General features: G+C 41.2%; 12 protein-coding genes. All 12 read right to left on the bottom strand.

The window, feature by feature from the left end; all coding sequences use genetic code 11:
• Positions 1 to 46 precede the first annotated feature (46 nt).
• Positions 47 to 1261 carry a GAF domain-containing sensor histidine kinase gene (locus tag AACT52_RS13760; RefSeq protein ID WP_073631361.1) on the bottom strand — a complete coding sequence of 405 codons (1215 nt, stop codon included), beginning with the start codon at positions 1259 to 1261 and terminating at the stop codon, positions 47 to 49.
• Between the two features lie 238 nt (positions 1262 to 1499).
• Complete coding sequence (locus tag AACT52_RS13755; protein WP_073631359.1) at positions 1500 to 2519, bottom strand: glycosyltransferase family 2 protein; 1020 nt, start codon at positions 2517 to 2519, stop codon at positions 1500 to 1502.
• Positions 2520 to 3111: 592 nt separating this feature from the next.
• Positions 3112 to 4197 (bottom strand): glycosyltransferase family 2 protein, encoded by a 1086-nt coding sequence (locus AACT52_RS13750; RefSeq protein ID WP_073631357.1) that lies wholly within the window; start codon positions 4195 to 4197, stop codon positions 3112 to 3114.
• A gap of 92 nt (positions 4198 to 4289) precedes the next feature.
• Positions 4290 to 5423, bottom strand: coding sequence for a glycosyltransferase family 2 protein (locus AACT52_RS13745; RefSeq protein WP_073631355.1), 1134 nt, complete (start codon positions 5421 to 5423; stop codon positions 4290 to 4292).
• A 22-nt stretch (positions 5424 to 5445) separates the two neighbouring features.
• On the bottom strand, positions 5446 to 6435 hold the full coding sequence (locus tag AACT52_RS13740) for a glycosyltransferase family 4 protein (protein ID WP_073631353.1): 990 nt from the start codon (positions 6433 to 6435) through the stop codon (positions 5446 to 5448).
• Positions 6436 to 6530: 95 nt separating this feature from the next.
• On the bottom strand, positions 6531 to 7517 hold the full coding sequence (locus AACT52_RS13735; protein WP_073631352.1) for a glycosyltransferase family 2 protein: 987 nt from the start codon (positions 7515 to 7517) through the stop codon (positions 6531 to 6533).
• Positions 7518 to 7573: 56 nt separating this feature from the next.
• Positions 7574 to 8824 (bottom strand): lipopolysaccharide biosynthesis protein, encoded by a 1251-nt coding sequence (locus AACT52_RS13730; RefSeq protein WP_073631408.1) that lies wholly within the window; start codon positions 8822 to 8824, stop codon positions 7574 to 7576.
• 50 nt (positions 8825 to 8874) lie between these two features.
• Positions 8875 to 10164, bottom strand: a complete 1290-nt coding sequence (locus AACT52_RS13725; RefSeq protein WP_073631350.1) for an O-antigen ligase family protein — start codon at positions 10162 to 10164, stop codon at positions 8875 to 8877.
• A 90-nt stretch (positions 10165 to 10254) separates the two neighbouring features.
• Entirely contained in the window at positions 10255 to 11724 is a 1470-nt protein-coding gene (locus AACT52_RS13720; RefSeq protein ID WP_073631348.1) for a GumC family protein, read from the bottom strand.
• A 572-nt stretch (positions 11725 to 12296) separates the two neighbouring features.
• On the bottom strand, positions 12297 to 12917 hold the full coding sequence (locus AACT52_RS13715) for a GDSL-type esterase/lipase family protein (protein WP_073631346.1): 621 nt from the start codon (positions 12915 to 12917) through the stop codon (positions 12297 to 12299).
• Between the two features lie 321 nt (positions 12918 to 13238).
• The gene (locus AACT52_RS13710) at positions 13239 to 13574 is read right to left on the bottom strand and encodes a ribulose bisphosphate carboxylase small subunit (RefSeq protein ID WP_073631344.1); all 336 of its coding nucleotides are present in this window, start codon (positions 13572 to 13574) and stop codon (positions 13239 to 13241) included.
• Between the two features lie 92 nt (positions 13575 to 13666).
• Entirely contained in the window at positions 13667 to 14065 is a 399-nt protein-coding gene (gene rcbX / locus AACT52_RS13705; protein WP_073631342.1) for a RuBisCO chaperone RbcX, read from the bottom strand.
• Positions 14066 to 14085: the final 20 nt, after the last annotated feature.

Here is a 14085-nt window from a genome sequence, read left to right as displayed (position 1 = left end):
ATGCGAGCTAAACTTGTCACCCATGACTTTCTATACTTCTTGTTGATCAAGAGTGGAATTTAGCCTTATCTGGCGCAACAGGTAAAGTAAACCAGAAGGTGCTACCCTGACCGAGAGTACTTTCGACGTTGATGGTTCCTCCGTGAGCCTCTATAATTTGGCGGCATAAGTAGAGACCCAGCCCAGCTCCGCCACCTCGTCCTCGTTCCTGACTAAAGCGATGGAAAAGCCTTTCCTTCTGTTGGGGAGCAATCCCTGGTCCATAGTCGCGCACTGATACCTTCACTTTGTCAACTCCAAGTGGTGCCACCTCAACGATAGCTTGCTGATCCAGCTCACTCACTCGTACAGCATTATCAAGCAGGTTTTGCACAACCCGTTGAATCTCAAGCTCATCACCGTAGACAGTCGGCAGTGACGGAAAAATTTTATAGCTAATAGCGCACTTTCGCTTACTCCTGGTATCGCTGCGGATAATAGCTTGGACAAAGATATTGTTCCAATCAAGGATCTCGCAGTTGAGATTCTTACCAACTTCTGTTTTATGGCGAGAAATATCTAAGAGAGCTTCGACAAGCTTAAGGAGGTCCTCGTTAGCCTGGCGGCAATCTTCAAGCACGTGTTTCCAAATGTCGGTTATGGAACCAAAAGCACCACCGAGTATAGCACGCAGAGTAGCGCGAGTTGCTAGCAAGGGAGTACGCATATCGTGGGAAAGGGCAGAGATGAGATCTTCAATGTGTTGCCGTTCAGCAGTGGTTATACGTTCCAGGTTGTCTAAATTACGCCTTAACTCCAGTTGGGCAATCACTTGACGACTTAAGATACGCAATGCCTGCACTTGTTTTGGACCAAACTGTCGTGGAACACGGTCAATGACACAAAGTGTTCCCAGTGCATATCCCTCGGGTGTGATCAGCGGGGCACCAGCATAAAACCGAATATGAGGGTCAGAAGTTACCAGTGGGTTCGTGGCGAACCGATGGTCGAGTAGTGTATCAGGAACAATCAAAATGTCATTGGGCTGCAAAATGGCGTGGGCACAGAACGCCACATCACGTGACGTTGACTCAGCTTCTAATCCGACTTTCGATTTGAACCACTGACGGGATTCATCAATCAGGCTGATTAAAGCTATAGGAGTGCCACAAATTTCTGCCGCTAAAAGGGTCAGGTCATCGAAAGCAGCTTCACAGATAGTGTCCAGAATTTGATATTGGCGAAGGACTGTAAGCCTCGCCGTTTCATTTTGAGGCAGCATGGGTTTTATTAATTGGTTCCTACTTTAGCCAAACCTCATAGACTGGACATCAATGTTACCTGAAATATAACACTATCCCGCTGCTGACTTGATTGATTAGTTATATTTGCAAAGCCCAATTTTCAGACACTCCCCAAAGTAATGCATCACTCGTTTAAGACCAAGACTGCTGCTCACTATGTAACCAGTACCAATGACACAAACACGCATATTCTTTGAATCCTCTCACTTTTCACTCCTAAGACTGCTCCTGTAAAATGCGGCGCTTTTGGGTAGCCCCCGTGCTTTTTAAAGCAACAGCCTCAATTGAACTGTAAAGAGACTGGGGCAAAAGCCACAAAAAATAGGCAGCAGCCAAGCTTATAAGTGTACGGCGCGGCTCTTGCAGGAGAATACGCCAGTTGGTCGCCAAAGCTCGATTGAGCAGTTGTACAGCCATTGAACCATCTTGCAGACGTACTGCCCTGCGAGCTAAATACCGCAGTTGATAGGCTCTGGCTAGTGTTTCCCATCGAGTCACTATTTCTGGAGCGTAGGAACGTGTTTTTTCAATCACCTTTTCCCAAGAATCTAACTGCTTGAGCATATTTGCTGAAAGCCCGCCTGAATTCACCCGATACAAAGTCAGGGCTTCAGAAATGCCCTCTATTTCCCAATCAGTCTTAATGGAAATGCGAATCCAACATTCTATGTCCTCAGATTGGCGGAAGTGTTCGTCAAAATAAAAATCCTCTATAGTACCGTGAAGATTATCTTGGAATTTAATAGCTTCAAAAACTTCTCTGCGAATCACGGGAGCCGAGCCATTGCCAACCGGATTGCGGCAAAGTAAATAGGGTGTGGTAATTCCTTTCAGCTTAGGCATCTGATACGTACCTAAGGCTTTTCCAGCTTCATTGATAAAAGCAGAGCGACTAAAGCTAACGCCGACGGCTGGTGAATTTTCCAAGTGAGCAACCTGTTTTTCTAGCTTTTCTGGTAACCACAGGTCATCTCCATCTAAAAAAGCTAAATATTCTCCTTGAGCATGGCGAATACCAGTATTCCTAGCTCCAGCTAGCCCTCGATTTGCCTGGTGAATGATTTTAATTCTGGGGTCAGTGAATTGCTGACAAATATCTATACTCCTATCCTCAGAAGCATCATCGATAATGAGAACCTCAAAATTTTTATAGGTTTGATCGAGAACGGATTGCAAAGTAGCAGCTATGTACTTCTCGACTCCATAAACCGGAATAATTACAGAAACTTTTTTCATCTTTAAGACTGACTTTGTTTCAGTCACGCTCCGCTCTTAGTTTGTAATGTTAATACTGTAATCTCTAATATTGCAAGAGAAATACTACCTGCTGGCTACGATCGCACTTTTGTTGATAGTATCCGATCCAGAACCAAAATTATCCATCTGGCTATCCGCCTAGTCGTAGACTCGACCTCAACTCCCAATACTGTCCGGATAGGACAAATTTACAATCGACTAATCTCGATCACGTACAGCGACACAATAGACCTAGCCGCAATAATGAGGCGATTGCCATGCAGGGCAGTGCGCAAGAGCGTCATGGCACGGAGTGCGCGCCAAGGTGCGATCGCTTACAAATCTAAAATATTTTCGTCTGGTTCTCGTTACTTAGAACAAGTTCCCGTATCCTAAAATACATTGCTTCTGACGTTTGGATAGTTTACTTGAAATTTCTAGCAACTCATCTCTAGACAATATAACTTTGTTAAAGATTTTTATGGGTCGTCTAGAAGTGTAGGAAAAAGTGATTGAAAATCCGTCTGCTCCTACAGGTGGCTTGGCACGATGAAAAACATTACGTGTGTCACTGAAAATTACTGTGCCAGAATCAGAATTTCATCTCTAATGGAATACATGATTTGTTGTCAGAGCTTGAAGAAGAATTTCGATTACGAATAAGCTTTTTTCTGAACTGATACCAGGATTGAGGAGTCCAGAACAATGATGTAATGGGTTGTGCCAGGATGTATAATATAGCTAATAAAAAAGTTTTATACAGCATCGGGCGTCGTAGAAGATTTTTAGGAGCTAAAAGCAAAGCCTTAATGAGCCATGAGAGAGTTCGCCAGTGGTCTCCAGATTGTTTGCTCATAAAGGCAAACCAGTAGTACATCTCACTTCTATGTCGGTTGTATATATCTGTTGAAATTTCTGGGTGTCGAAGCCGAATATTTTCAACCACTAAGTTATAAGACTTTGCCATAGTTAAGGTGTTACGGGACATACTCCCAAATACCTGACGATAACCAACTAAAACCTCTGGTATAACTCGGAACTCATAATGTTCAGCAATGCGAAGGTATATATCAAAATCTTCTAATCCTTGAGCATCTTGTTCTTTCAAATTTGTATCGTAAAGACCTACTTTCTCTAAGTAGGAACGGCGTATTAGAGGTACACTGGCATTGCCAATTGGTTCTTCACAGAATATAGCTGTCAAGACGTTACCCTCGAGGTTGCACCTATGGTATGTTCCCGTGGGTAGACCCTCTTCATTAATATGAGCTGTCCATGTATAGACCAAACCCACGGATGGACTCGCTTGGAACATGCATTGCACTTGCTTTTCTATTTTTTCTGGATACCAAATATCATCGGCATCAATCGGTGCGATATATTCCCCTTTAGACTTTTGAATCGCTAAATTTCGCGCCGCAGCAACACCAGAATTAGACTGTTGAAACAGAATCACTCGATTATCTTTTGCCGCAAATTCTTGGACAATTTCAACTGTTCGATCTCCGGAACCATCGTCTACTATGACAACTTCAATCTTCTTATAACTTTGTGATAAGACAGATTCTAAGGTGGCAGCAATAAATTTTTCTGCGTTATATGCAGGAATAATCACAGACACCAAGGGCAAGGTATCATAGCTATCAAGATTGGGATAAACATTGTAGGTCTCAGACATCAGAAATAACCTCCTTATGCTTAAATTTTAAGGTTATATTCATGTACATCAAAGGAAAAAATAATGCTTTAATGACTGCCATTATGAATGTTTTAAGTTGTTATATTCCCATGTCTTAAACGTTTTTCAAAAAGAACCCATCCTATTTGCTCTTCCTCACATGCCCTAGGATTTAGGTCATCTAATGAATAAATATTTTTACTAGGAAGACGCTTCTTTCTGAAGAAATACCAAGAGCGAGGAGTCCATATAAAAGATGTAATGGGCTGCGCCAAAAGGTATAGTATAGCCAAAATGAAGTATTTATATAGCATAGGACGTTTTAGAATGTTTTCAGGATCTAGTAGCAAAGCCTTAATGAGCCAAGATAAAGTTAGCCAATGATCTCCTGATTGTTTGCCCGCCCAAGCAAGATAAAAGTAAAACTCACTTCTAGACAAGTTGTATATGGTTTTTGGAATTTCTGGGTGTTGAAGCTGAATATTTTCCATTAGCAAGTTATAGGACTTTGCCATAGTTAAGGTGTTGCGGGACATACTTCCGAAGACTTGACGATAACCGACCAGAAGCTCCGGTACAATACAAAACTCGTAATGTTCAGCAATTCGCAAGGCTATGTCCCAATCTTCACAGCCCTGAGCACCCTGTTCTTTCAACTTTGTATTGTAGAGACCTACCTTCTCTAAACAGGAACGTCTTATTAGAGGTACGCTGGCATTGCTAACGAAGTATGTGTATACCAAGGCTGCAAGAACCTTACCCTGCCGATTACTTGCATGGTATCCCCCCGCCAATAAACCTTCTTCATCAATAAAGGCTGACCATGTATAGATTAAACCTACAGATGGGTTGGCTTGGAGGATGCATTCCACCTGCCTCTCCAATTTTTTGGGAAACCAAATATCGTCGGCATCAATGGGCGCGATATATTCCCCCTTAGACTTTTCAATTGCACAATTCCGTGCGGCAGCAACACCAGAATTAGCCTGCTGAATTAGAATAACTCGATTATCTCTTGCTGCAAAGCATTCAACAATTTCAACAGTTTGGTCTCTAGAACCATCATCTACTACAATGACTTCAATATTTTTGTATGTTTGCGATAAAACAGACTCTAGTGTTGCCCCAATAAATTTTTCCGCATTGTAAGCAGGAATAATCACAGACACTAGGGGCGAGGAATCAAAAATATTAAGATTGTGAGAATTTTCTTCTGGTTTCAACATCATGTTTTCCTGTATTAAATACCTATGATTCAACTATTTCCCCAATTAAGGCTTCCAACTTAACTAAGTACTTTTGCCAAGCATTTTTTACTGATTCCCGACCAGCCTTCCCCCAGGTTTCTAAATCTTGAGTTGATAGGGATGCGATCGCCACAGCTAGTTTGACCGGATCTCCTGGCGGCACTAAAATACCGCAATTATGTACTTGTTCGCTTAAACCATCTACGTCAGAAACAATAACGGGTTTACCTGCTGCTTTAGCTTCTAAACAAACAATACCCCAGGGTTCCCAACGAGAGGGAATCACCACGGCGTCACACTGTTGCAAGAAACTCGGGACATCATCAATGCGCCCCAAAAATTTGACATTATCCAGCCCTTGAGCCAATTGCTTCAGTTCCGCTTCTAATGGTCCTTCTCCTCCAAGGTGCAGTTCCACCTCCGCAGGTGAAACTAATTTCATAGCTTTTAGCAAAACATCAAATCCTTTCTGGACACCGAAGCGTCCATAGGCTCCTAAAATTAAGGGGCGTTTAGCAGGTTTTGGATCAACAGCAAAAAACTTTTCTAGAACGTTAGAAGATTCAATTACAGTTAGTTTCTCTGGAGAAATCAGACGATTTTGCTGCATCCATTCGCTCTGACCCTGCGAAACTGCCACTACACGATCAGCAAGACCATAGGATAGTTTGAGCATGAGGTGAAACCGAGACAACGAAGAGACATTGTACTGTTCAAATCCCCCAGAATAGTGATGATCTTGGATGATGAGCTTTGTCTGCCGATTTAGTAGCTTCAGAGACAGCAATTTTGGTAAATTTTTCCAATTACAAGCAGTTTTAAAAATGATTACGCTTGGTTGTAAACTACTAAGTATTTGCTTAACTGTATCAGTTGGTGAAACTATGAATTCAAACTTTTCTGTCAATTGAGAAGTGCAGATAGCATCGACCGTGGATTTGATTCCACCCATTTTATTGTCACTGACCAACATTAATACTTTAGGTTTCATTACTAAAAATGAAATGTTAATTTTTCTAAAATTACTGGTGGTGCTGAAGAGACTTATGCCATGTGGTTCAAATGCTGAAAATAAAAATCCAACGCTTAAGTGAAATTTTCTGTTGATTTTATTGATGAGAAGAAATACTTGATAACAAATAAAATTCTCACTAGTTTCTTAGGTAAAAGCATACTAGATAATGCAATTATGTTTATATATGAAAATAACTCTTTAGAACAAGGATTAGGTATTGTTCTAAATTCGATATGAGCTAAGTCAGACAAATCCTGGTGATAATCCATCTTTTTAGATATCAAATCGAATAATCGATTGATTTTAAGATTTTTTTTGTATATATAGGATTCATTAAATTTACTATTTCCCATATAGTAGTTATTCCCATGAAACCTATACTTAACAAGTGGCTTAGCCATATAAAACTTTCTAGCTTCTACTAATGAAGAACCATAAATCAAACAGTTATCAGCATCCATCCACCAGTCTTTTAAATACGGAATGGGTAATATTTTTTCCAGAATACTCCTACGCATTGAGAGTGTTGAAGTGGCAGAACCTATCCATTCTCGATGATACAGAGTTAGAATTACTGAATAGCCCAGATCGCGATCATCGTCGTAAAATTCTGACACGTTCTCTACAATTTTGCTCTTTATTTTCTTTACAAGCCTGCTTTGCGATGGCAAAAAGATCCCTTTTGAATTCCCAAATATTTCTGGTGGACAAAATAGAAAATCACACTCTTTATTTTTCTCGTAGAAATCTAAAGCTTCTTCAAGATACGTATCTTTGTAAATATCATCCGCATCAAGAAAAAAAATGATGTCGCCAGTTGAAGCAAGATAACCCTCATTAAAACATGAAAGCTGACCCTCATTTTTTTCCTTCAAAATAAGCTTTATTTTATCGTGACCCAAAAACTTTTCTTTAAGGATTTGGACTGACTGGTCTGTAGAACCATCATCAACAATAATTATCTCATCAAAACTAACGGTTTGGTTTAGAGCACTATTAACAGCCTCTACAACAAAATTACTGTAGTTAAAATTATTCACTAAACAAGTTGTTTTCATTTCTTCCTCCTAATGTGTTAAAGTTATCAACGAATTTCTACTGAATTGAGTCAAGGCTACTTTTTGCCGAATACATATCTAATGCCCCAAAGACTGAAGATAGGCTGGCACAATCCCTGACAAATGAGTACTGTTGCGGCTACCCAAAAGATTCCCCATTTCACAGCTACTAGCAAGGAAATCGCGAACAACACAGTATAAATTAGATTCCAGTAGAGATTGATATGGGTTTTACCCACAGCGTTGAGTAGCAGGTATGTGGCGTTGGAAAAGGGGAGCGGCAGAGCTGAGAGGCAGATAAGTACCAAGATTGGAATTGCCGTCACCCACTTTTGCCCGAAAACAATCGGCACATAGAACGGAGCTAAGCTCGACTGTAGAAGAACGAGTGGAACTACAAATATGCCAACCGTTTTGAGACTACTAAAAAATCGCTCTTTAAGCTGCTTGAAATTTCCACGGGCTGCACAAAGATGAGGGAACAAAGCCGAAGTAAATGCATTTATCACATTCAGACTAATCCCTAATCCAGCATTGAAGGCAAAATAGTATATTCCTAGGGCATCAATTCCCAGAAAACGTCCCACTAGTAAGTAATCTATATTACCTCTAAGCTTATTTAGTAACTCAACGCCAAGTATATCTTTGCCAAAATTAGTAATTTCCTGCCACCGCTCCAGCCTAAAGGACTTGGGAGGTCGCCAGGAATGATTCATATAATTGATTACGATCCAAGCTGGAGTGGTTAGGACAATGGGTAAGACTACAGCCCACATCCCCAGTCCCTTTATGGCTAGACCTATTGTTAAAATATTGGCGAGTAATGACTGGGTGACATTACATAACGCCATAATGTTTAGTCGGTTCTCTCGTTGAATCAATGCCGACTGAACCATGAAAATCGGTAGCATTAAGTAGACTAGGGCGCAAATGCATATTGGCAAAATAACTTGGTTATTTCCATAAAACCAAGCAATCGGAAAGGCAGCAATACACTGAATAATAAAAAGTGAGCCGCACAGAATCCAATTAAGCCAGTACGATGTATCACATATAACTTTTAGATCCTGTTCCTCTGCCTGAATAATCTTAGACCCGATTCCAGACCTGAGGGTAAAAACAGTTGCAAATTCATTGGTGGTCAAAACGACTGCTACCAGTCCGTAATCGTAGGGGTTGAATATGCGAGCTAAAGTAAACGTTGTCCCCAAGCGGAAGATACGATTCGCTAACTCTGCTCCCCCTAGCCAACCAAGATTGCGAATAAATTGACCTGATAATACCTGCTTCAGTTTATTAGTAATTATCATAGTTTTGGTATTAAAGTGAACCATATCTTTTCCTGTGGCTTTTACTTCTAATGAGGCGTTGCTTCTGAGTGCTTTCCAAGAGAAATAGGACCCTGCACTTCTCCTTTAAGTGCAATGCCGATTATGACTAAAGCAGGCCAAAAGAGATACGATAAAATTTCTAAATTTTCACCAAATGTATAGAGAAATAGTATTAATATCATGCTCAAACCAACTTTTGCCGTTTCACTTTGTTGAGCTTTAACCAGTAAATCTAAAAAAGTACATAACATAGGAAGAGCTAAGGCAAAAAGTCCTACAAAACCCTTGACAAATAAAAGACCATACCAAGTATGGTGAGAGCCAATCGGCATATATTCCACTAAATGCGGTCCTTGTTCTACAACGCCATGTCCCCATATAGGTGCTTCATTCGAGGAACGGTCGAGGGCAATTTTGGCTAAAGTTTTACGAACTCGAGAAGAGTCTGGTCTAGCGTCTGTGAATTTCTGCTGAAAATCTTCATAACTTCTCAATAGAGTTGTTGTGATTAGACTACCGATGAAACTGACGAAGCCTAAAGCAATTAAAACGATTGGACGAGCTAAATTAGTTAACAATGAGGTCAGCAAAAAAACTACTATTATTGATAACAAAGCCAAGCGGGATGCGGAAATAATACACATGAAGAGGCTGCCGACTATAGCTATCCATCGCCATTTTTTATTAGTTTCTTGCAATGCCATAAAAAAGTAAATATTAGCCATAAAGCCTAAAGCTGGTGCCCAGGGAGTAAAAAGTCGCCACCGGGGTAACCCATTGCTGGGATCGATTTCGTAAAGCCTTAAGGCAAAAAACTCGTCGCCTGGTCCACCGACAATTTTTAAAGGAGAAACATAAGCAGTTTCAGGTAAGTGGAGTAGGTATGCCAAAAAAAACACAGGTGCAAAGAGCAATGTTTGAAAACAAACTATACAAGCAGATCGCCAGAGTAACTGAGGTCGAATTTTTAACACGCCAACTAAAGGAAATACAGCTAATAAAGCCCAGCCTTTAGCCCAGCCAATAGAAGATTTAATCAATAAGCTTGTACCTAAATCAAAGTTAAAATGCCCTGCAATCAAAGCTAATTCCATAACTAGCATTCCCCCAATCCATATCCAAGTTGTTAAAGGAATCGTAATCCTTTCGTCTGGAGGTGTTGCTTCTGTTTGGTTCCAGAGCTTTTTACATAAATAAATTAATAGTATCCAGCCTATAACTGACCCGACAATATAGAGACCACCAATTAGATAAAAAACATAAGTACCAATTATCGAATACCAAATTATGCGTTCAGGAAAGTTAATGGGCTTCATTGCAATTCTTATAGAAGAAAATGAGTCAACAACTGACTAATAACCTTGCACTTAGTTAGAACTGGCTTGCTCTGAATATTTACATTCAACTCATTCACGTATCGAAGTTTGACGTTTGCGATCGCGAAGCGGCTCCTTGAGAGCATCGCCCGTTAGGGCGCTGCGCTTTGCGCAATCGCGCAGCCAGAGTAACACCACTCCAGTGGTGGAAAAAACCGAGCCTAGGGCCGCACCTAGATAAACATATGATTTTTTTGGCTCAGTAGGACTATCGGGTAAGCTGGGTTCTGCGAGAATTTGAATGAGTGGATAAGAACCAAAGGCATTAGATTTGCCAATATCCAATCTAGTCAAAGTAGAGGAAAAGACTGCTTCAGCAAGTTGCATATCCCGTTTCAGGGCATCTAAGTTAGACTCTTGCTGTGCCAGCTTTTTAAGTCTAGTTTCAAGCTGGGCAATCTGTTGTTCTATTGCTTGAGCTTGAGCGGTGAGTCCCTTTTGGTCTGCCTGAACTGTAACCAGTTGTTGGAAAAGAGTTTCCCTAGCAGCGCTAGAGTTAGTGCTATTACTAAGGTTTAATTGCTTTAGAGTTGCCAGACTGACTGGTCGCCCTAGTAGAGACTGACTCCGGGCTTGCAACGCTTCTTGAGCAGCATCTCGTTTGGCTTTCTCTGCAACCACTGTAGGATGGATAGGCAGAAATTTGGATTCTAGAACAACCAAAGCAGCGCTAGCTTCACTATAGTTTTTTAAGTTCTGCTGAAATATCTGGTCTGTTTGAAGGATAAAAGCATCTGTAGCTTGCCCAGCAGATAGTTTTAAATTAGCCGATAATTGTGCCAGACGAGTACTAGCCTGTTGCTGTTGAGCTAGTATTTCCGCTCGTTGTCTACGTAACTGTTCAATGTTGGTTGTAAGATCCTTGATTTGCTCGTCAGAGTTCAAACCCGAACGCGCTTTGTAATCGGAAAGTCGCTTCTGAGCGCTTTGCAATTTTTTCTGCGAGGAATTGAGGCCTGTTTGGAAACCTACGTCTCTTTTAGTAGCTTCTTGATTTCTCAGCTCATTAAGTCTTGCTTCAAGGGCTTTGTAAAAAGCTAAGGATTTATTCCGAGCTTCGTCGGGGCTCGCACCTTTAAACTCAACCTTGATGACGCTTGTATTAACTAATACCTTTATTTTCGGTCTACCAAACTCTTCTAAGGGCATATTGAGCTGATCTGCTGCTGCCTTGAGTACAGGTTCGCTTTCAGCAATAAATTTATAATTTTCTCTTGGGTCTTGAGAAGAACTCATAGCGTACGGAGACGGATTTTCATAGGAAGCTTGACCAATGCCTGGTAAATTAACATTGGCGTTTGAACTTGCTCCTGGCAGATTAATAGCTGAAGAACTGGTATAGGTTGGTGGTGTAATCTTTAAATAAAATAAAGCTGAAACCCAAAAGGTTAGATTGGTAGCTAGACCTAGAAGTAAGTAACGCTGCCAACGTCCTTGTTTCGCTACTGATTTGCCCGATCTGCTAGGGTAACCCGCAGAGATTTCTATATAATTGGTCATTAACAATCCTCTCAATCGGAACCTGGCGGAATTACAGAGCCTACAGGGTGTTGTGCGATCGCGCCATAGGCGGGTGCTACGCACCATCGCGAAGACAGCGCACTGCTACGGCTGGGCATCGCCTGAATCTACTTCCAGACTTATGCCTTAGTGACCTAAGACTTTATTTGTAATTCTTAGTACAGTTTCCCCCTGAAACAGCGATGGCAAACACTATCTGATGGCTACGATGCACCTGAGGCAGATAGTGTCCTATGGGCGAGATACAATTATCCACTAAGCTATCCGCCTGGATATTGTGGCTTGTGTTGCAAAAACTTATTGAGGACATGAAAACGGGTGCATCTTATTACAGGAACACACGCAGAATGTCTGGAACGTAATTTTTCCTTTTCTCCCCTGCTCCTCTTGCACCCCTGCACTCCTGCATAGTTTGCTTACTGTAAAGACACAATAGGCAACACTTCGATAAGAACAGCCGAGAAAATCGTTGATTTCTTGATAAGTTTTTCCATCATTCATTAGCAGGAGAAGCCGCTACTTTGTCTATGCACTTTTTTCTGGGGCGTTTATTATTTAAACCAATTTAACCAAGCTTCCCAATTTTCCACGATTTGGGCAAATTCTGCATAGCCTCCTGCTCTGGGATGAGCACCATCATTAGCTTTTGCCTCATCTATCCAAATCTTTGACTTGGACAATATCGGAAAAACATCTAAATAAGGCACATTCAATTCATAACACACATGAGCCAACTGTTTAGATAAATCGGTCGTTCTTTGCTTTCTTTGATTATCTTCCGTATCCGCATACGGCGCTGGACCAACCATCAAAACAGGATATAACTGTTTAGCTTCACTTAAAATTGTGTAGGTATTTTCGATTGATTTTGTAAATTCAACACGAGTTTTACTGTTTTCCAGCGTTGTGTCATTCAGTCCAAAAGAAAACACAATTCTGCCGTCGTATTCTTTAGGTAGCCGAAGTGATACTTCTTGTAACCAACGATTTGCTATATCAGTACTCGTATTCCGCCTAATTCCTAAATTATAGTAGGTAATGTCATAGCCTTTTTTATTCGCATGAACACATATTCTTCCTGTCCACCCAAGGCATTCAGGATCGCCAGTACCGTTGACAAAGGAGTCGCCAACAAAACAAATTCTTACTTCTGGTAGATGTTGAAATTTCACAACAAATTATTTAAAATATAGTGCGTTAACGCACCTTACATTTTATGATTATTTTCTTAGGCACTTCCAAATTAAAAAATATTTAACTTTTCTTGTGGGATGCGATTGGGGAGCGTCCTATAAACTGGGCGGGCAAGGATGCCCAACGCCAGTCACCTCTGTCGGGAAACCCTCCAAAGGGCGCTGGCTCCCCCACAAGTTGGATAATTTCTTTGTTGGAAATTCCTTAATAAAAAAGAGAGGTAGATAAATTTACCTCTCCTAATGGGTGATAGAAAAATGGCTTACACCTTTCTCACAATCAATTTCAACTGATCAGCTTTAGTATCTGCTGCTATTAGGCTTGTGAACGATAAAGCTGAGAACTTGGCACTGCTTGATGTTGTCAAAACCCACCACGCGGATAAAGTTGTTGCCGTACTGAGAACGGCAAGCTTGAACTTCGTTTACTACTTCTTGAGTAGATCTTGCATTAAACAAAGGCAGTTTCCAAAGAGTCCAGTAATATACTGTCGGCTCCGAATTCTCGTTGAACTCAATTGCCGGAATGTAACCTTGGTTCAGAATGTACTGGATTTGCTTGGCAATCTGAGCATCAGAGAGGGGAGGCAGGTAGGAGAGGGTTTCGTAGCGACGCTCTTTTGGTAGGGTTTGCATAAGTGATGATAATGGGTTGTGGTTGATATCAGTTATTAGTTATCAGTTATCAGTTATCAGTTCTCGTTTGTTAACTGTTAACTCTTAACTGTTCACTGTTCATTGTTTGGATCTGAAGTTGCTTGCTGTTCTGGTTTAGGACTGGGAGTTAATGTATCTATTTGCGTGATTCGCTCAAGATGCTGGCGACGGTGTTCCATATTGCCTTGCTGAATGCCAGTGCGAACCATTTCGGGTAAGTATTCAATGACTTGTTCCGCGATGTGTTCTCTAACAATCATGATCCGCAAAGCCAATTCGGGTTTCTCTTGGAACAGTTGCCTAATGTATGCTTCTCCGTCCTGAACTTTGTCGGCGGAAAAGCGTTGTAGCCAAAGTGCCAAGGGAGGATTTGTTTCGTTGATTTGAGCCAACACCGTTCTCAGTGCCTGATAAGTCAGGTAACTTTGCAGCGTCTTGGCTGTGTCCTTCGCAATTTGCTTGATATCCATGCTTGACCCCAGCCCCTTGA

The sequence above is a fragment of the Scytonema sp. HK-05 genome, assembly GCF_963872035.1.
GTDB lineage: Bacteria > Cyanobacteriota > Cyanobacteriia > Cyanobacteriales > Nostocaceae > Kalymmatonema.
This window is presented reverse-complemented; position numbering and strand designations above follow the sequence as displayed.